The organism is Blastococcus sp. SYSU DS0828, from assembly GCF_054050975.1.
In genome coordinates, this window is record NZ_JBJHAK010000003.1 from 1 (window position 1) to 17,490 (window position 17,490).

Consider the following 17,490-nt stretch of genomic DNA (forward strand, 5'->3'; position numbering starts at 1 on the left):
GCCTCCCCACAAAACCCCCCCCCCCCCCCCCCCCCGGGGGAGGCGGCCCCCCCCACCCCCCCCGCCCGGGACCGCCCCCCCCCCCCCCCCCCCGGGGGCCGGGTCGTTCCCGGGCCCGGGCCGGGGCCGGCGCAGGGGTGCTGCTGAGCTGGCCGCGTGCCAGGAGCCGGGAGAAGCTGGACGGGTGGAGGAAGGCGCATGAGCGAGGACCAGGGGGTCGTGTTCCCGGCCGGGTCCGACGGACGCCGGAGCACGGCGGCGCTGGGCCGGGCCGTCGTCGCGGATGCACTGCGCCCCGCCGACGCCGCCGGCGCGCTGGCCGCCGAGCGGGAGACCAACTGGCGGGCGGGCTACCTGACGCACTTCCGCCGGCTGGTGGAGGCCGGGCTGCCCTCGCCGGAGGCGGCGCAGGCCATCGCCGCTGCCGGGCTGGCGTCCCTGCACTCGCGGATGCGGGTGGCCGGGCCCGAGGGGGAGGCCGACCTCGCCGGGCTGACCACCGCGCCCGCCGGCCGGGTGCTGCACACGGTCGAGGTGACCGGCACCGCCGAGCCGGAGCGGGAGCTGTCGCTGCCGTTCCGCGGCGGGCGGCTGCGGGGTGACGCCCTGCTGCGCCGGCTCGACGACTGGGTGGCCGCGGGGATCGTGGAGCCGTCGTGCGCGGAGGCGGTGCGCACCGTGGCGGCGCACCCCGAGTGGCTGTCGCTGCCGGACACCACCGTGGTCGTGCTCGGGGCGGGCGCCGAGATGGGACCGCTCACCGCACTGCTGCGCTGGGGCGCCCGCGTGGCCGGGGTGGACCTGCCCCGCGCGCCGCTGTGGGAGCGGGTGCTCGACATCGCCCGGTCCGGCGCCGGCACCCTCCTGGTGCCCGTGGCGGAGCCCGGGTCGGAGCCCGACCCGGCGCGCGCGGGAGCCGATCTGATCGCCGAGGTCCCCGCGGTGGCCGACTGGGTCGCGGGGCTGTCGGGCTCCCCGGTCCTGGGCAACTACGTCTACGCCGACGGTGCCACGAACGTGCGCGTCTCGGCGGCCGTCGACGCGCTCACCGTGCGGCTCGCGGGTGCGCGGCCGGAGCTCGCGCTGGCGTTCCTGGCCACCCCGACCGACGTCTTCGCCGTCCCCGCCGAGGCGGTGGCGCAGTCGGTGGAGGCGTACGCGCGCCGCAGCCGCACGGCGAAGCTGCTCGGCCGCCCGCTGCGGACGGTGTCGGGCGGCCGGCTCCTGCAGCGCGCCTACGTGCCCGGCACCGACCCGGGCATCGCCGACAGCCTGGTGGCGCAGCAGGGCCCCAACTACGCGCTGGCCAAGCGGCTGCAGCGGTGGCGGGCGACCGCCGCACGCGCGGCGGGCAGCACGGTGTCGATGAACGTCGCCCCGCCGACGCGGACCCGCTCGGTGGTGAAGAACCGGGCCCTGGCCGCGGCCTACGCCGGCGCCCACCGGTTCGGCGTGGAGATCTTCGAGCCGTCGACGTCGAACGTGCTCATGGCCGCGCTGCTCGTGCACGACCTGCACACCGGCGGCGGACCGGCGCACGAGCACCCGTGGCAGGACGAGGCGCACGAGGCCGCGCACGGCGGGTTGTGGCGCGCGGCGTACCAGCCACGCAGCGCGCTCGGGCTGGCCGCGCTGCTGGGCTACGGCGCGGCCCGCGGCTGACCGGACCGCGTCGCCGGTACTGGTGCGACGGGTCCGGGCGGACCACAGTGGGCTCCCCGAACGGTGGGAGCGCCAGATGGCCGGGTTGTTCAGCGCACGCACCCTGCTCACCGTCCTGCGGACCGGGAACGCCCGGGCCCGGTTGCGGGCCACCCGTGACGGGCAGGCCGCGGTCCGGCTGAACCTGGGCGCCGCGGCGCTGCACACCGGCGTCCTGGACGCGCTCGGCGACCGTGCGGTGGCGACCCCGGAGCTCGCCCGCCGGCTGGCGGTGGCCCGCGACGACCTGCTCGCAGCCTTCCTGCGGGTGCTCGCGGCCGCCGGCCTCGTCCGGGAGGACGCCGCCGGCTGGTCCCTGACCGGCGCCGGGCGCGCCCTGCGGGACGACGACCTGGTGCGGGCCTCCTACGAGGCGTTCGCCGGGTTCCACACCGGGCTCTACCGCCACCTCGGTGACCTGCTGGCCGGTGGCCCACCGCGGCGGGACGTCGCCGAGCAGGGGGCGGTCATCGCCCGGGTGTCGGCCGCCTTCGAGCCGTTCGTCGACGACGTCCTCCGGGAGACGGCGGCGGACGTGTCCCCGCGGCGGGTGGTCGACGTCGGGTGCGGCGCGGGGCTGCAGCTGGCCGCGGTGCTGGCGGCGGCTCCGCAGGCCGAGGGCGTCGGGGTGGACGCCGACGCCGACGCCGCCGCCCTCGCCGAGCGCACCCTCGAACGGCGCGGGCTGGCGGGACGGGCGCGCATCGTGCGGGCCGACGTCCGGGAGCTGCCCGACGAGGGCGGGTTCGACCTCGCGCTGCTGGCCAACGTCGTCTACTACGTCCCGGTGGCGGAGCGCGTCGCCCTGTTCGCCGACGTGGCGAGCCTGCTCGCGCCGGGGGGCACCCTCCTGGTCGTCACCACCGTGGCGACGCCGCAGCTGTTCAGCCGGCACTTCGACCTGCTGCTGCGGGCGCAGGAGGGCGGCATGTCGCTGCCGGGGGCCGCGGACCTGGTCGCGGAGCTGCGCGCGGCCGGGCTGCGACCGGGAGAGACCCGGCGGATCGCCCCGGGCGCCCCGCTCGTGGCCGTCGCGGCCGTCCGGCCGCGGTGACCGGACCCGGTCAGGCCGGGCCGACGAGCCCCGCCACGATCTCCGCCGAGAGGCCCACCAGCGGCAGCCCACCGCCGGGGTGCGCCGAGCCGCCGACCAGGAACAGCCCCGGGATGCGCGAGGCGTTGCCCGGGCGCAGGAACGCCGCCCGGGAGCCGTTGCTGGAGCTGCCGTAGATCGACCCGCCGACGCTGCCGGTGCCCCGCGCCAGGTCGGCCGGCGTCCGGATCTCCCGCCAGCGGAGGCGGTCCCGGACGTCGAGCCCGCGGCGGGCCATGACCGCCAGCACCCGGTCGGCGTACCGCTCGGCGAGCCCCGGGGCGTCCCAGTCCACCCCGTGCACCGGATCGTGCCGCGGCGCGTTCACCAGGACGAACCACGACTCGCTGTCGCCGTCGGGCACCAGCGCCGGGTCGTCGGGCGCGCTGACGTAGACGGTGGGATCGGGCACCGGGCACGGCCGGCCCGCGTACCGGCCGGTGCCGAAGACGGCGTCGAACTCCGCGTCGTAGTCGTCGGGGAAGAGCACCGTGTGGTGCTCCAGCCCCGGGGTCCGGCCGCGCAGCGCCAGCAGCAGCACGAACCCCGATAGCGACGGTGTGGCACGGGCCAGGTCCCGCCGGACGCCGCGGGTGCGCCGGTCGGTGGGCAGCAGGTCGGCGTGCAGCGCGGCGGCGTCGACGCCGGAGACGACGACGTCGGCGCGCAGCCGCTCGCCGTCGGCGAGCTCCACGCCCGCAGCCCGGCCGCCCGCCACCAGCACCCTGCGCACCGCGCAGCCGGTGCGGACCGCGGCGCCGCCCGCGACGGCCCGGTCCCGCACCGCCGTCCCGAGCCGGTGCAACCCACCCCGCACGTACCAGGAGCCGAAGGCCTGCTCGGCGTAGGGGACGGTGGCCAGCACCGCCGGCGCCCGGCGCGGGTCCGAGCCGGAGTAGGTGGCGTAGCGGTCCAGCACGGTGCGCAGGTGCGGGTGGCGCAGGTGGCGGTGACCGAGGCCGCGCAGCGACCGCCACGGCGCGATCGCGGCGACGTCGGCCGGGCGCCGGGCCAGCCGCGCCAGCGTCGTCGCCCCGGCCAGGGGGGTGCGCAGGAACGGCTCCTCGCTGATCCGCCACATCGCCGCGGCCCGCTCCATCAGGGCGGCCCACTGGGCTCCGGCGCCGGCCCCCAGCGCGTCGTCGAGCGCGGCGGGGACGGCCTCTGCGCGGCCGGGCACGGTCAGCCGGGTGCCGTCGGCGAACCGGTAGCCGACCGCCGGGTCCAGCCGGACCAGGTCGACGGTGTCCTCGAGCCGGCTGCCGGTCGCGGCGAACAGGTCGCGGTACACCTGCGGCAGGGTGACCAGGCTCGGCCCGGTGTCGAAGGCGTGCCCGTCGCGGGTGAACCAGCCGAGCTTCCCGCCGACGTCGGGCGCCTGTTCCACGACGGTCACCGCGTGTCCGAGGGCCGCCAGCCGCGCGGCGGCCGCCAGCCCGCCGAGCCCGGCGCCCACGACCACCACCCGCGCCACCGACCCACCGTAGCCAGCCGGCCCGGAGCGCGTCGGCGGGACGGGGCCCTCAGCGCGGGACGGCGAGCGCCAGCACGGCGAGGTCGTCGGGCTCGTAGCGGGAGCCGGCCAGCTGGGCCTCGACCGCGGCCGAGATCGCGCCGACGGCCGCTTCCGGATCGGCGACCGGCGCGCCGGCGACGACCCGCAGCAGCGCGTCCTCGCCGAACTGCCGCCCGGCGTCGTCCCGCGCCTCCGTGACGCCGTCGGTGTAGAGCACCAGGGTCGACCCGGGAGGCAGGTCCAGCGTGGTCTCGGTGAGCTCGACGTCGGCGTCGATCCCGAGGGGTGGGCCGGCGGTCCCGACCGGACGGGCGTCGGAGTCCGCATCGGAGACGACGGGGAGCGGGTGCCCGGCGACGGCGAGACGGACCCGGTGGCCCGGCCCCGCCGGTTCCAGCACCAGGCAGCAGGCGGTGACGAACCGCAGCGGCCCCGTCCCCTGTTCGTGCAGCAGCGCGGTGTTGACCGCCCGCAGGATCTCCGCCGGGCTCCCCGTGGCCGCGGCGCGGGCGGTGTGCCGGGTGACCGCCGTGACCGCCGCCGCCTCGGCTCCGGTGCCGCAGACGTCGGCGATCAGCACCATCCAGCGGCCGTCGGGCAGGGGGGTGACGTCGTAGGTGTCGCCGCCCACGAGGGCGGAGTCCCCGCCCGCGCGGTAGCGGGCCGCCAGCTCCACCCCGGGGATCGTGGGCAGGTGGGAGGGGAGCAGGCTGCGCTGCAGGGTGTCGGCCAGGTCGCGGATCACCGACTCCGCGCGCAGCCGGGCGAGGAACTGGCCGATCTGCCGGCCGGCGTGCCCGAGCACCTCCAGCAGCTCGGGGGGCACGGGCCGGGACTGCGTCGAGAACAGCTCGCAGACGGCGAGCAGCGTGTCGCCGCTCAGGACCGGGAACGCGACGCCGGTGCCGAGCCCGTCGGCCCGGACGACGTCGCGGCGGACCACCCGGGGGTCGGCGGCGAGGTCCTCGGCCACGACCGGGACCCGGTGCAGCCAGGCGCCCCCCGGCAGGCCCTCACCACGGCGGAAGACCCGGCGGGGGGCGTCGGCGGCCAGCGCTGGCACGTCCGCGCCGGGAGCGGCCCAGGTGCCCGCGTGCACGAGCCGGCCGTGCTCGGTGTCGGCCTGCCACAGCAGGGCGGCGTCCCAGTCCAGCTCCGTGCACAGCGTCGGGAGCAGCTGCTGGAAGGCGACGTCGGCGTCGCGCGCCTCGGTCAGCGCCGCCGTCACCCGCAGCGTGGCGGCCAGGTAGCGGCTGACGGCGAACTGCCGCTCGAGGAGGATCGTGGTGCTGGCGTCGCGGAGCACGGCGACCACGAGCGCCTCGTCCGGCGACGCGCCGTCCGCCGGGGTCAGGCGCGACAGGGTGAGGTCGACCGGCACCTCGTGACCGGCTGCGTGGAGCGCCGGCAGCTGCGTGGTCGCGCCGACGAGCTTCCCCTCGCCGGTGGCCCGGTACCGGGAGAAGCCCTCGTTGTGGCCGTGCCGGAGCCGCTCGGGCATGAGCAGCTGCAGCGGCCGGCCGATCAGCGCCGCCGGGTCGTGACCCAGCAACGTCTCGACGGCCGGGCTCACGTACGCGATGCGCCCGTCGCCGTCGGCCACGATCACGGTGTCGGGCAGCGCGGCCAGCAGCGTCGCCGCCGGTACGCCAGAGGTGGACCCGGGCACTCTTCCCCCTGCGTGACGTTCCCCGACGGAACGTAACGGCTCCGTCACGATGAGCCTCTCACAGGTCGGGTGGGGGTGCCGACGCGAGATGTCGACATGTGGTCATGCCGACATTTCGCCATGTCGGCCCCGGGCGGCAGCGGCTCAGAACGCGTAGCGGATGCGCAGCCAGGGGGCGTGCCGGGTGACCAGCTCGCGCAGTCGCGCGACCGCCGCCCGCTTGATCCCGGCGCGGTAGCGCACGTTGTCCTGCCCGTTGGAGCTGCGCTTGGGCTCCTGCAGGTCGGGGCGCCAGAGCAGCTGCTCGGCCGTCGGGTGCCACCCGAGGTTCACCTCGTGCAGGGCCTCGTTGTGGGTCAGCATGATCACCTCGGCGGCGGCCTGCGCCTTGGCCGCCGCGCCGAGCTCGTCGTCCAGCCGCGCCAGGAGCCGACCCCAGTCCTCCTCCCAGCCGGCGTGCAGGACCACGGGCGAGAGGTTCAGGTGCACCTCGTACCCCGCGGCCACGAAGTCGTCGACGGCGGCGATGCGGTCGGCCACCCGGCTGGTGCGCACGTCGAGGACCCGTGCGTCGTCCTCGGGCATCACCGAGAAGCGCACCCGGGTGCGACCGGCCGGGTCGAGGTCGAGCAGCTGCCGGTTCACGTACTTGGTCGCGAAGGACGCCTTCGCCGTCGGCAGGCCGCGGAAGGTGCGCACCAGGTCGGCGACGTTGTCGCTGACCAGCGCGTCCACCGAGCAGTCGCTGTTCTCGCCGATGTCGTAGACCCAGCTCTCCGGGTCGCACTGGTCGGGCTCGGTCTTCGGTCCCTGCCGGGCGACGTGCCGGCGCAGGTGCCCGGCGATCTGGTCGATGTTGGTGAAGACGGTGATCGGGTTGGCGAAGCCCTTGCGCCGGGGCACGTAGCAGTAGGCGCAGGCCATGGCGCAGCCGTTGGCCGTGCCGGGGGCGATGAAGTCCGCGGAGCGGCCGTTGGGCCGGGTGACCAGCCCCTTGCGGACGCCGAGCACCAGCGTCTCGGTCTTCACCCGCACCCAGCGGTCGACGTTCCCGGCGTTGCCGTGCAGCTCGGGGATCTGCCAGTGCGAGGGCACCTCGACCACCTCGGCGTCGGGGAACCGGCCGAGCACCTGGCGGCCACGCGGGGACTCCCTCGCCGCCGGTTCGGCGTAGATGCGGCGGACCTGCAGGAGGTGGTTGGGCGGCATCGGCGCCGGCGGCGGCCCGACCTCGAAGAGCGTGAGCGGCTCGGCGGCTCCCATACCGGGTGCAGCACCCGCGGGGCGGCCGCCATTCCGGTGCGAGACTGCGCGGGTGAGCGCACCGGGCGGCCCCCGCATCGATCTCAACGCCGACCTGGGGGAGGGCTTCGGCGTGTGGCGGCTGGGCGACGACGACGCGTTGCTGGAGGTCGTCAGCAGCGCCAACGTGGCCTGCGGGTTCCACGCCGGGGACCCGGTCACGATGCGTCGCGTGTGCGGTGCCGCCGTGGCCGGGGGCGTGGCCATCGGCGCCCAGGTCTCCTACCGCGACCTGGCCGGGTTCGGCCGGCGCTTCGTCGACGTCGCCCCGGACGAGCTCGCCGCCGACGTCCTCTACCAGCTCGCCGCGCTGGACGGCGTGGCCCGCACGGCCGGGGGGCGGGTCTCCTACCTCAAGCCGCACGGGGCCCTCTACAACGCCGTCGTGCACCACGCGGCGCAGGCCCGCGCCGTCGTCGAGGCGGTCGCCGCCTACGACGCCGGGCTGACCGTGCTGGGGCTGCCGGGCTCGGAGCTGCTGTGCACCGCCGCGGCGGCCGGGCTGCCCACCGTGGCGGAGGGGTTCGCCGACCGCGGCTACGCCCCCGACGGCAGCCTCGTGCCCCGCGGGTCGGTGGGAGCGCTGGTGCACGAGCCGGAGGTGGTCGCCGAGCGCGCGGTCCGCATGGCCGCCGAGGGCAGCGTGGTCGCGGTGGACGGCAGCGTGGTGCCGGTCGAGGTGGGGTCGGTGTGCGTGCACGGGGACACGCCGGGCGCGGTGGAGCTCGCGCGGTCGGTGCGGGCAGCGCTGGAGGGGGCCGGGCTCGCGGTCGCCCCGTTCACCGGGTGAGCGGTCAGTCGCCGGGGCGCAGGTCCTCCATCGAGCGGCGCCCGGAGAGCAGGGCGGCGGCGACCTCGTCCACGGACCGCCCCGACGTGTAGGCCTCGGTCCGGAGCAGGGCCAGCGCCTCCTCCGGATCGATGTCGTGGGCGACGCCCAGCTTGCCCACCGCCTCCCACACCGCCGCCCGCTGCCGCGGTGCCGCGCCGCGCAGCCAGTCCGGTCCCTCCGCCGGCGTCCAGGTCGACCAGACCGCGGCGTCGCTGAGCGCGGAGCTGACCAGCTCGCCCACCGCCACCGCCGCGAAGACGTCGAGCTCCACGACGGCGGCCGACCGCCTGAAGTACAGGTCGAGGGTCCCTTCCCCGGCGGGACCCGGGTGCAGGGGGAGGGCGACGACCGCGCGGAAGGGGGTGCCGCGCAGCAGCAGGTCGGCGAAGACCGGCCACCGGCGTCGCAGGTCGTCCTCGACGGCGAACACCGGCTGGCCGGTGGCCTGGGCCGTCGCGCACGGCCCCTCGCCGACGGTGAACTGCATCCGTTCGGCGCTCGCGGCCGCCGGGTCGCTGGCGCCCAGCGGGAGCCGGCGGCCGGTGCCGTCCACCAGGACCAGGCCGGCACCGTCGACCCGGAGCAGTTCGGCGCACACGCGGCTGAGCCGCAGCGGCAGGGCCTCGGGCCCGGCGAGCGCGGGATCGGACTGCCGCGCCAGAGCGGCGTCGAAGCGCGCCCCGATGGTCATGCCCGATTGTCCATCGGTGTGGCGGTGCGTACATCCCGGCCGGTATGGAGCCCCGTCCGGTCGCCCGGACCGGCCGATTCCGGCGGGGTCACAGGGTTATCTGGTTCTCACGGCCGGTCCGCCACTCGACGAGCACGATGGTGGCGTCGTCCTGCAGCCGGCCCGCCTGGTGGGCCATCACGCTGCGCATCAGCCGGCGGAGCGTCTCCGGCGGGGGGTCGCCGGCCGTCTCGGCGCGGACGACGAAGTCCGCGAGGCGCTCCTCGCCGAAGAAGTCGCCCGCCGGCGATCGCGCCTCGGTGACGCCGTCGGTGTGCAGCAGCACCCGGTCGCCCGGGCGCAGCTGCACCTCGCACGTCCGGGCGGGCCCCTGCTGGAGCCCGAGCGGCAGGTCCGGGCGGCAGCTGCGGGCGGGGATGAGGACGCCGTCGCGCACGACCAGCGGGGAGCCGTGCCCCGCGTTGACCCAGGTGAGCAGGCCGGACTCCAGGTCGAGCCGGGCCAGCAGCGCGGTGGCGAACCGGCTGCCGGGGAACTGCCCGGCGATCGCGGCGTCCATCGCCGCCGACGTCGCGGGAAGGGAGAGCTCGTGCCGGCGGGCCGAGCGGTAGGCGCCGACGGCGACCGTGGTCAGCAACGCAGCGGGCAGACCGTGGCCCACCGCGTCGAGGACCATGAGGTCGGCGACGGGGCCGTTGACGGCGTAGTCGAAGGTGTCCCCGCCGATCTCGTACGCGGGCTCCAGCGCCGCGGAGATGACGATCCGGTCGGTGCCGAAGGTCAGCGGTGGGATCAGGTCCCACTGGATCTCCGCGGCCAGGCTCAGCGGCCGGGTGCGCCGCAGCCGCGCGAACACGTCGCTGTAGGCGTCCCGGGTGACGCAGAGCTCGGCCACCAGTGCGGCGAAGGCGCGGCGTTCCTCGTCCTGCTCCGCGGGAGGCCCCGTGTCGAACAGCAGCTCCAGGACGCCGACCCGCTCGGCGCCGTCGAGCAGGGGGAGCCAGAGGCGCACGGCAGCGTCGTCGCCGGGGCTCGGGGAACGGGTCTCCTCGACCCGGCGAAAGGCGAGGCCGCCGATCGAGCCGTCGACGGACAGCCCGGTGCGCGGCGGAACGTCCTCGCCGGCCACGGGGACCAGGGAGGACTGTTCGTAGTCGGCCAGGTAGATGACGGCCGCGCGGGCGCCGAGGAGCCTCGCGTGCCGGGAGACGACCGAGCCGAGCTCGTCGGCCGTCAGGTGGTGCGACGACCGGAGCAGCGACCGCAGCGGGTCCTGCCCGGAGGCCGTCGTCGAGGTCACGGCGGTCCAGCATTCCACCGGCGTGCGGACCGGGCGAACGGAGTTGCGCGGCGGAGGGGCCGTCACGGGCCCGGGGGATGCCCGATCATGGGCGGGTGGGCGACGGTGGGGGAGCGGTGCGTGCGCTGCCCTACGGCGATCGCGCAGTACTGCTCGAGGTGGCCGACGTCGCCGCGATCCCTGGGCTGCGGGCCGCGCTGCTCGCCGCCCCGCTGGCCGGGCAGGTGGACCTGGTGCCCGCCGCCCGCACCCTGCTCGTCCTGCTCGATCGGCCGGTCACCGACCTCGACGTGACCACCCTGTGCCGACTGGCCCCCGCCGCGCCCGCGGCCGGACCGGCGCGCGCGGCCGTGGTGCTGCCGGTGGTCTTCGACGGACCGGACCTCGCCGAGGTCGCCCGGCTCACCGGGCGGACGGCGGACGCCGTCGTCGCCGCGCTGACCGGCACCGCGCTCACCGTGGCCTTCGGCGGCTTCGCCCCGGGCTTCGGGTACCTGACCGGGCTGCCGGAGGAGCTGCACGTGCCGCGCCGGGCCACCCCGCGCACCCGGGTCCCGGCCGGCTCGGTGGCGCTCGCCGGCCCGTACGCGGGCGTCTACCCGCGTGCCTCGCCCGGGGGCTGGCAGCTGGTCGGGCGCACCGACGCGGTCCTCTTCGACGTCGGGCGCGACCCGCCGGCGCTGCTCGCCCCGGGCACCACGGTCCGCTTCCGGGCGGTGGCCTGAGTGCTCACCGTGCTGACCCCGGGGCCGTTCGCGACCGTGCAGGACGCCGGGCGAATCGGCTGGGCGTCCGTCGGGGTGCCCCGGTCCGGCGCCGCGGACCGGCCGGCGGCGGCGCTGGCCAACCGGCTGGTGGGCAACGCGCCGGCGGCCGCGGTCGTCGAGGCGACGGGCGGGGGGCTGCGGCTCCGCGCCGAGCGCACCCTCCTGGTGGCGGTGACGGGTGCCCCGGTGCCGGTCGTCGTGGACGGGCGCCCGGCGCCGTTCGCCGCTCCCACCACCGTGCGCCCCGGCGCCGTGCTGGGGCTGGGCCCCCCGCGCGCCGGCCTGCGCAGCTACCTCGCGGTGCGGGGCGGCGTCGACGTCTCGCCGGTGCTGGGGTCGCGCAGCACCGACACCCTGTCCGGCCTCGGGCCGGCCGTCCTGACCGCGGGCACGCGGCTGCCGGTCGGCGGGCTGGCGGGGGAGGAGCCGGTCGTCGACGTCGCGCCCGTGGGTGCGCCGTCGGACCGGCCGGTGCTGCGGGTGCTGCCCGGGCCGCGGCGGGACTGGCTCGACGACGCCGCGTGGCCGGCCCTGCTGGGAGCCGGCTGGGCGGTCGGTGCCGACAGCGACCGGGTGGGGTTGCGGCTGGCAGGTCCCCGGCTCGGTCGGGCCCGCGACGGGGAGCTGCCCAGCGAGGGGCTGGTGCCCGGGGCGCTGCAGGTCCCGCCCGACGGCGCCCCGGTGCTGTTCCTCGCCGATCACCCGGTCACCGGTGGCTATCCGGTGCTCGCCGTCGTCGTCACCGCGGACCTGCCCGCCGCCGCCCAGTTGCGGCCCGGGGACGTGGTCCGCTTCCGCGCGGCGCGCTGACCGGCATCAGCTCCCGCGCACCGGCAGCACCGCGGGCCCGTGCGGGCCCGGCACGATGCGGGCGCGGGCGCCGTAGTGCTCCGCCAGCACGGCGGCGGTGAGCACCTCCGCCGGGCTGCCCTCGGCGGCCACCCGCCCCTCGGCGAGGAGGGTGAGCCGGTCGGCGTACTGCCCGGCGAGGGTGAGGTCGTGCAGGGTGCTCACCACGGTGAGCCCGTCCTGCCGCCGCAGCCGGTCCAGCAGGTCGAGCACCTGCTGCGCGTGCCCGAGGTCCAGGGCGGCGGTGGGCTCGTCGAGCAGCAGCACCCGCGGTCGCTGGGCCAACGCCCGCGCGAGGACGGCGCGCTGCTGCTCCCCACCGGAGAGGGTGACGACCGCCCGATCGGCCAGCTCGTCGAGCTCCAGCCGGTCCATCACCTCGGCGACGACCTCGCGATCGACCCGCCGGGGTGCGGCCAGCAGCGGACGGTGCGGGGTGCGGCCGAGCAGGACGTAGTCCCGCGCGCTGACGCCCTCGGGCAGCACCGGCAGCTGCGGCGCGTAGGCCAGCAGGCGGGCCCGGTCGCGGCGCGGCATCCCGGTGAGCGGGACGCCGTCGATGCGCACCTGGCCCTCGTGCGGGTGCAGGCCCAGCACCGAGCGCAGCAGCGTGGACTTGCCCGACCCGTTGGGGCCGATGATGCCCAGCCAGCCGCCGGCCGCCACGGTGAACCGGACACCGACGAGCACCGGGCGCCGTCCGTAGCCGGCGTCGAGGCCCACGACCTCCACGCGCGCGCCGCCGGCCGGGCGCGGGCCGGGTGGTCCTGCGCTCACCGTCGCCGCGCCCCCGCCCACAGCAGGCCCGCGAAGAACGGGGCGCCGACGAAGGCGGTGACCACGCCCAGCGGCAGCTCCGCGGGGGCGAGCACGGTGCGGGCCAGCAGGTCGGCGAGCACCAGGAACGCGCCACCGGCCAGCAGGGAGACCGGGAGCACCCGGGCGTTGGCGCCGCCGACCAGCCGGCGGACGATGTGCGGCACGACCAGCCCGACGAAGCCGATCAGCCCGCTGACCGCGACGGCCGACGCGGTGGCCAGCGACGCGGCGACCACGACCAGCAGCCGCAGCCGGCCGGGGTGCACGCCGAGCGAGCGGGCCTCGTCGTCGCCGACCGCCAGCACGTCCAGGGGGCGGGCGCACAGCAGCAGGGCGACCACCGCCACCCCCAGGTAGGGGAGGACCAGGCCCACCTCGGACCACTGCGCGCCGCCCAGGTGCCCGAGCAGCCAGCCGTAGATCTCCCGCAGGTCGTCCGTGTTCTGCTGCTGCACCAGCGTCTGCGCCGCCGCGAGAAAGGCGGCGACCGCGATGCCCGCCAGCAGCAGCGGCGCGCTCTGCGAGCCGCCGGCCGCGTGACCGAGGGCCAGCGCGCACCCCACACCGACGAGCGCGCCGACGAAGGCGGCCAGCGGGACCACCCCGACCGGGCCGACCTGCTGGCCGGGCGCGTAGGCGAGGACCAGGGTGGCGCCCAGCCCGGCCCCGGCCGCCGCGCCCAGGAGGTAGGGATCGGCGAGCGGGTTGCGGAACACCCCCTGGTACGCGGCGCCGGAGACGGCCAGCCCGGCGCCGACCAGCACCGCGAGCACGACGCGGGGCAGGCGGAGCTCCAGCAGCACCGCTGCGCGGGTCCCCTCCAGGGTGCCGGGGACGTCGAGGCCCACGGGCGCCAGCGCGCGGTCGAGCAGCGTGGCGACGACCGCGCCGGGCGGCAGCGGCACCGCGCCCACCCAGACCCCGGCGAGCGCCGCGGCCACGAGGGCGGCGGTGACGCCGGCTCCGGAGAGGAGTGCGGAGCGCGGTGACCGCACGGCACCCGGCTCCGCCGCGGTGCGGCCGGGCCGGGTGCCGTGGGTGGTGCTCATGCCGCCGGGCTCACTCCTGCAGCGCCCCGGCGACCGCCTCGGCGAAGTCGGCCACGCGCGGACCCCACCGGGAGGCGATGTCGTCGTCGACGGCGAGGACCCGCCCCTCGGTCACCGCGGGCACCGAGCCGAACGCCGGCCGCTGGGCCACCGTCTCGGCGCTCTCGCCGCAGCACTCGGTGTCGGCCAGCACGATCAGCTCGGGCGCCTGGTCGACGACGTACTCGGCCGACAGCTGGGGGTAGCCCCCGGCCTCGGGGGCACCGTCGGCGATGTTCTCCAGGCCGAAGAGGGAGTAGATCCCGCCGATGAACGTCTCGCTCGTCGCGGAGTAGAACGACGGGTCGAGCTCGTGGTAGACGCGCATCCCGGCGACGTCGTCGGGCACGGACGCGACGGCGGCGTCGATCCGGTCCTGCACGTCGGCGACCACCTCGGCCGCCTCGTCGTCGTGCCCGGTCGCCGTCCCGAGGGTCTCCAGCTGCGCGTAGGTGTCGTCGAGGTCCTCGGCGGCCTCGAGCAGCAGGACCGGGACGTCGAGCGTCTCGAGCGCGTCGACGATGCCGTTGATGTCGTTGCTGAGCACCACCAGGTCGGGGTCGTACCCGGCGACGGCCTCGGCGTTGGGCGTGAACGCCGACAGCTCCGTGGTCGGCGCCTCGGCCGGGTGGTCGGAGTTGTCGTCGACGGCCTCCACCTGCTCCCCGGCGCCGATGGCGAAGAGCATCTCGGTGGCCGTCGGCGACAGGGAGACGATGGCCTCCGGCCGCTCGTCGAGGGTCAGCTCGCCGTTGTCGCCGGTGACCGTCACGGGGAAGTCGCCGGCGGCCGTGGTGGGGGCCGCGTCGTCACCGCCGTCCGAGGCCCCACCGCAGGCGGGCAGCGCCAGGACGGGGGCCGCCAGGAGGGCGAGGACGGCGCGCACGGGTCGCCGCGGGGCGCGCGAGGTGCGCGCCGCCCGGGAGGAGGTGCCGAGCAAGGAAGAGCCTCCAGAGGAGGCGGCGGGCGTCGCCCCCGAGCTGACCCGACGCCCGATGCGCGACCCCTGCCGCGGGGGTCGGTTGCACGGCGCAGGGCAGGCGATCTGGCTCGGGCCCGCACGGGGCCATCACAGTTGCGGGACAGCGCCGGGTTCGCACCGGGCTTCGCTGCGGCTGCACCGCCGGCAGACGCCGGCGGGCTGAAAGGTACCAGCGGGCGGGACGCGGACGGCCGGAACCGCGGCGGTCGGCTCACCCGCGGGCGGCGAGCACCTCCGCGTAGACGTCCACGGTCTGCCGGGCGATCGCGGCCCAGCCGAACTCGGCGACGACCCGCTCGCGGCCGGCGGCGCCCATCGCGGCGGCGCGCTGCGGATCGGCGAGCAGCTCGCCGGTGCGCGCGGCCAGGCCGGCGGCGAACCCGGTCGGGTCCGCCTCGTCGTAGGGCACCAGGAGACCGGTGCGGCCGTCGTCGACGACCTCCGGGATGCCGCCCACGGCGCTGGCGACGACGGCGGTGCCGCACGCCGCCGCCTCCAGGTTGACGATGCCCAGCGGCTCGTACACCGACGGGCACACGAAGACCGTGGCACCGGTGATCAGCGGCACCAGCTGCTCGCGCGGCAGCATCGCCTCGATCCACACCACGCCGTCGCGGCGGGACTGCAGCTCGGCGACGGCGTCGGCGACCTGCTGCCGCTCGGCCGGGGTGTCGGCGGCCCCGGCGCACAGCACGAGACCGGCGTCGGCCGGCAGCTGGTCGGCCGCGGCCAGCAGGTGGGCCAGCCCCTTCTGCCGGGTGATCCGGCCGACGAACAGCGCGTACGGCCGGTCGGGGTCCACCCCGAGCCCGCGGACCACCTCCGGGGCGTGCACCGGGCGGTAGGCCTCCGCGTCGACGCCGTTGTGGACGACGTGCACCCGGGCCGGGTCCAGCTCGGGGTAGACGGCGAGCACGTCCTCCCGCATGCCCGCGCTCACCGCGACCACCGCGTCGGCGGCCAGGTAGGCGGTGCGCTCGGCCCAGGAGGACAGCCGGTAGCCGCCGCCCAGCTGCTCGGCCTTCCACGGCCGGCGCGGTTCCAGCGAGTGGGCGGTGACGACGTGCGGCACGCCGTGCACCAGCGCGGCGAGCAGCCCGGCCGTGTTGGCGTACCAGGTGTGGCTGTGCACGAGGTCGGCTCCGGCGAGCGCGGCGGCGATCTCGACGTCGACCCCCAGCGCCTGCAGGGCCCCGTTGGCGTCGGACAACCCGGCGGGCACGGCGTGGGCGGTCGCGTCCGCCCGTGCGCCGCCGAAGCAGTGGACGTCGAGCTGCGGCCCGTCGGGCAGGGCACGCAGCGCCGACACCAGGTGCTCGACGTGCACCCCCGCGCCGCCGTAGACGTCCGGCGGCCACTCTCGCGTGACGATCCCGATGCGCACGCCGTCACCCTAGAAGGACCACCTTTCCCCCCGCGCCTCGCAGGCTCGGCGCGGGCCCCTGAAAGGTGGCCGTTCCAGCGCGTCACCGGGCTCGGCGCGGGCCCCTGAAAGGTGGCCGTTCCAGCGCGTCACCGGGCTCGGCGCGGGACCCAGACGGGTGGCCTCCGTGCGGTTCGTGCTGTGCCCGCGTCGGCCAACGGATACGTTTCTGGCATGCGCGGCGGTCCACGGGTGCTCGGCATCGTCCTGGCGGGCGGTGAGGGGAAGCGGCTGTCTCCGCTGACCCAGGACCGCGCGAAGCCGGCCGTCCCCTTCGGGGGCAACTACCGGCTCATCGACTTCGTCCTCTCCAACCTGGTCAACGGCGACATCCGGCACATCGCCGTCCTCACCCAGTACAAGAGCCACAGCCTGGACCGCCACATCACCCAGACCTGGCGGATGTCCAGCCTGCTCGGCAACTACGTGACACCGGTGCCGGCGCAGCAGCGCCTCGGCCCCCGCTGGTACACCGGCAGCGCCGACGCGATCTTCCAGAGCCTGAACCTCATCTACGACGAGCGCCCGGAGATCGTCGTCGTCTTCGGCGCCGACCACGTCTACCGCATGGACCCGGCGCAGATGATCGACCAGCACCTGCAGACCGGTGCGGGCGTCACCATCGCGGGGCTGCGGGTGCCGCGGCGGGAGGCGACCGAGTTCGGCGTCATCGACTCCGACGCGGCGGGCAAGGTGCGGGGGTTCCTGGAGAAGCCCGCAGAGCCGCCCGGCCTGCCGGACTCGCCCGAGGAGAGCTTCGCCTCCATGGGCAACTACGTCTTCACCACCGACGCCCTGCTCGAGGCGCTGCGCACCGACGCGGAGGACCAGGACTCGGTGCACGACATGGGCGGCTCGATCATGCCCATGCTGGCCGACGCAGGAGAGGCGTGGGTCTACGACTTCTCCACCAACGTGGTGCCCGGCGCGACCGAGCGGGACCAGGGGTACTGGCGCGACGTCGGGACGATCGACTCCTACTACGACGCGCACATGGACCTGGTGTCGGTCTCGCCGGTGTTCAACCTCTACAACGAGCGGTGGCCGATCTACACGCTGCCGCCGCAGCGCCCGCCGGCGAAGTTCGTGCTGGGGGGCCGCGCCGAGGAGTCCATGGTCAGCGCCGGCGCGATCATCGGCGGCGGCTCGGTGCACAACTCCGTGATCTCGCCGGGGGTGCGCGTCGAGCGGGGCGCCCGGGTCGAGGACAGCGTCGTCATGGACGGCGCCTACATCGGGGAGGGTGCGCAGGTCCGGCGGGCGATCCTGGACAAGAACGCCGTCGTGCCCGCGGGTGCGCGGATCGGTTTCGACCACGACCTGGACCTGGAGCGCTACCACGTCAGCGCGGGCGGGATCACCGTGCTCGGCAAGGGCGCCCGCGCCTACCTGTAGGCCCCGTCCGGCGGCTCGCCGCGAGCCTGCGAGTGGTGGGGGGGAACCGAGGTCCTTCTGGGG

15 protein-coding genes are annotated in these 17,490 nt (G+C 76.8%); 6 read left to right on the forward strand and 9 right to left on the reverse strand.

Going from position 1 to position 17,490, the window contains the following annotated elements; translation table 11 throughout:
* Positions 1–198: 198 nt before the first annotated feature.
* Both ACI79Q_RS02930 and ACI79Q_RS02935 read left to right on the forward strand, forming a co-directional pair.
* Positions 199–1,662: a hypothetical protein gene (locus tag ACI79Q_RS02930; RefSeq protein ID WP_456614103.1), complete on the forward strand. Its 1,464-nt coding sequence runs from the start codon at positions 199–201 to the stop codon at positions 1,660–1,662.
* Positions 1,663–1,804: 142 nt separating this feature from the next.
* A complete protein-coding gene (locus tag ACI79Q_RS02935) occupies positions 1,805–2,755 on the forward strand; it encodes an SAM-dependent methyltransferase (protein WP_456614221.1) in 951 nt (316 codons plus the stop codon).
* Positions 2,756–2,765: 10 nt separating this feature from the next.
* Here ACI79Q_RS02935 and ACI79Q_RS02940 read toward each other — a convergent pair whose 3' ends face one another.
* From ACI79Q_RS02940 to ACI79Q_RS02950, 3 genes are all read right to left on the reverse strand, one after another.
* Positions 2,766–4,268, reverse strand: a complete 1,503-nt coding sequence (locus ACI79Q_RS02940; RefSeq protein WP_456597423.1) for a phytoene desaturase family protein — start codon at positions 4,266–4,268, stop codon at positions 2,766–2,768.
* Positions 4,269–4,317: 49 nt separating this feature from the next.
* Positions 4,318–5,979 carry a SpoIIE family protein phosphatase gene (locus tag ACI79Q_RS02945; RefSeq protein WP_456587313.1) on the reverse strand — a complete coding sequence of 554 codons (1,662 nt, stop codon included), beginning with the start codon at positions 5,977–5,979 and terminating at the stop codon, positions 4,318–4,320.
* 144 nt (positions 5,980–6,123) lie between these two features.
* On the reverse strand, positions 6,124–7,242 hold the full coding sequence (locus ACI79Q_RS02950) for a spore photoproduct lyase family protein (RefSeq protein WP_456614104.1): 1,119 nt from the start codon (positions 7,240–7,242) through the stop codon (positions 6,124–6,126).
* 52 nt (positions 7,243–7,294) lie between these two features.
* Between ACI79Q_RS02950 and ACI79Q_RS02955 the strand changes: the two genes are divergently transcribed.
* Complete coding sequence (locus tag ACI79Q_RS02955) at positions 7,295–8,071, forward strand: LamB/YcsF family protein (RefSeq protein WP_456614105.1); 777 nt, start codon at positions 7,295–7,297, stop codon at positions 8,069–8,071.
* A 4-nt stretch (positions 8,072–8,075) separates the two neighbouring features.
* Here ACI79Q_RS02955 and ACI79Q_RS02960 read toward each other — a convergent pair whose 3' ends face one another.
* A complete protein-coding gene (locus tag ACI79Q_RS02960) occupies positions 8,076–8,804 on the reverse strand; it encodes a GAF and ANTAR domain-containing protein (RefSeq protein WP_456614106.1) in 729 nt (242 codons plus the stop codon).
* 88 nt (positions 8,805–8,892) lie between these two features.
* On the reverse strand, positions 8,893–10,104 hold the full coding sequence (locus ACI79Q_RS02965) for a PP2C family protein-serine/threonine phosphatase (RefSeq protein ID WP_456599694.1): 1,212 nt from the start codon (positions 10,102–10,104) through the stop codon (positions 8,893–8,895).
* A gap of 95 nt (positions 10,105–10,199) precedes the next feature.
* On the opposite strand from ACI79Q_RS02965, the gene ACI79Q_RS02970 reads away from it, so the two are divergent.
* Positions 10,200–10,829 (forward strand): 5-oxoprolinase subunit B family protein, encoded by a 630-nt coding sequence (locus ACI79Q_RS02970; protein ID WP_456599693.1) that lies wholly within the window; start codon positions 10,200–10,202, stop codon positions 10,827–10,829.
* Positions 10,830–11,681 carry a 5-oxoprolinase subunit C family protein gene (locus ACI79Q_RS02975; RefSeq protein WP_456614107.1) on the forward strand — a complete coding sequence of 284 codons (852 nt, stop codon included), beginning with the start codon at positions 10,830–10,832 and terminating at the stop codon, positions 11,679–11,681.
* A gap of 6 nt (positions 11,682–11,687) precedes the next feature.
* Here the strand turns inward: ACI79Q_RS02975 and ACI79Q_RS02980 are convergent, their stop codons facing one another.
* The 4 genes from ACI79Q_RS02980 to glgA all read right to left on the reverse strand — a co-directional run bounded on the left by ACI79Q_RS02980 (position 11,688) and on the right by glgA (position 15,993).
* Positions 11,688–12,497 (reverse strand): ABC transporter ATP-binding protein, encoded by an 810-nt coding sequence (locus ACI79Q_RS02980; protein ID WP_456614108.1) that lies wholly within the window; start codon positions 12,495–12,497, stop codon positions 11,688–11,690.
* Positions 12,494–13,588 carry a FecCD family ABC transporter permease gene (locus tag ACI79Q_RS02985; protein WP_456614109.1) on the reverse strand — a complete coding sequence of 365 codons (1,095 nt, stop codon included), beginning with the start codon at positions 13,586–13,588 and terminating at the stop codon, positions 12,494–12,496. The genes ACI79Q_RS02980 and ACI79Q_RS02985 overlap by 4 nt, the downstream gene beginning before the upstream one ends.
* A 10-nt stretch (positions 13,589–13,598) precedes the next feature.
* Positions 13,599–14,567, reverse strand: a complete 969-nt coding sequence (locus ACI79Q_RS02990) for an ABC transporter substrate-binding protein (RefSeq protein ID WP_456614110.1) — start codon at positions 14,565–14,567, stop codon at positions 13,599–13,601.
* Positions 14,568–14,820: 253 nt separating this feature from the next.
* Positions 14,821–15,993, reverse strand: coding sequence for a glycogen synthase (gene glgA, locus ACI79Q_RS02995; RefSeq protein ID WP_456587323.1), 1,173 nt, complete (start codon positions 15,991–15,993; stop codon positions 14,821–14,823).
* A gap of 213 nt (positions 15,994–16,206) precedes the next feature.
* On the opposite strand from glgA, the gene glgC reads away from it, so the two are divergent.
* Positions 16,207–17,427 carry a glucose-1-phosphate adenylyltransferase gene (gene glgC, locus ACI79Q_RS03000; RefSeq protein WP_456587324.1) on the forward strand — a complete coding sequence of 407 codons (1,221 nt, stop codon included), beginning with the start codon at positions 16,207–16,209 and terminating at the stop codon, positions 17,425–17,427.
* Positions 17,428–17,490: the final 63 nt, after the last annotated feature.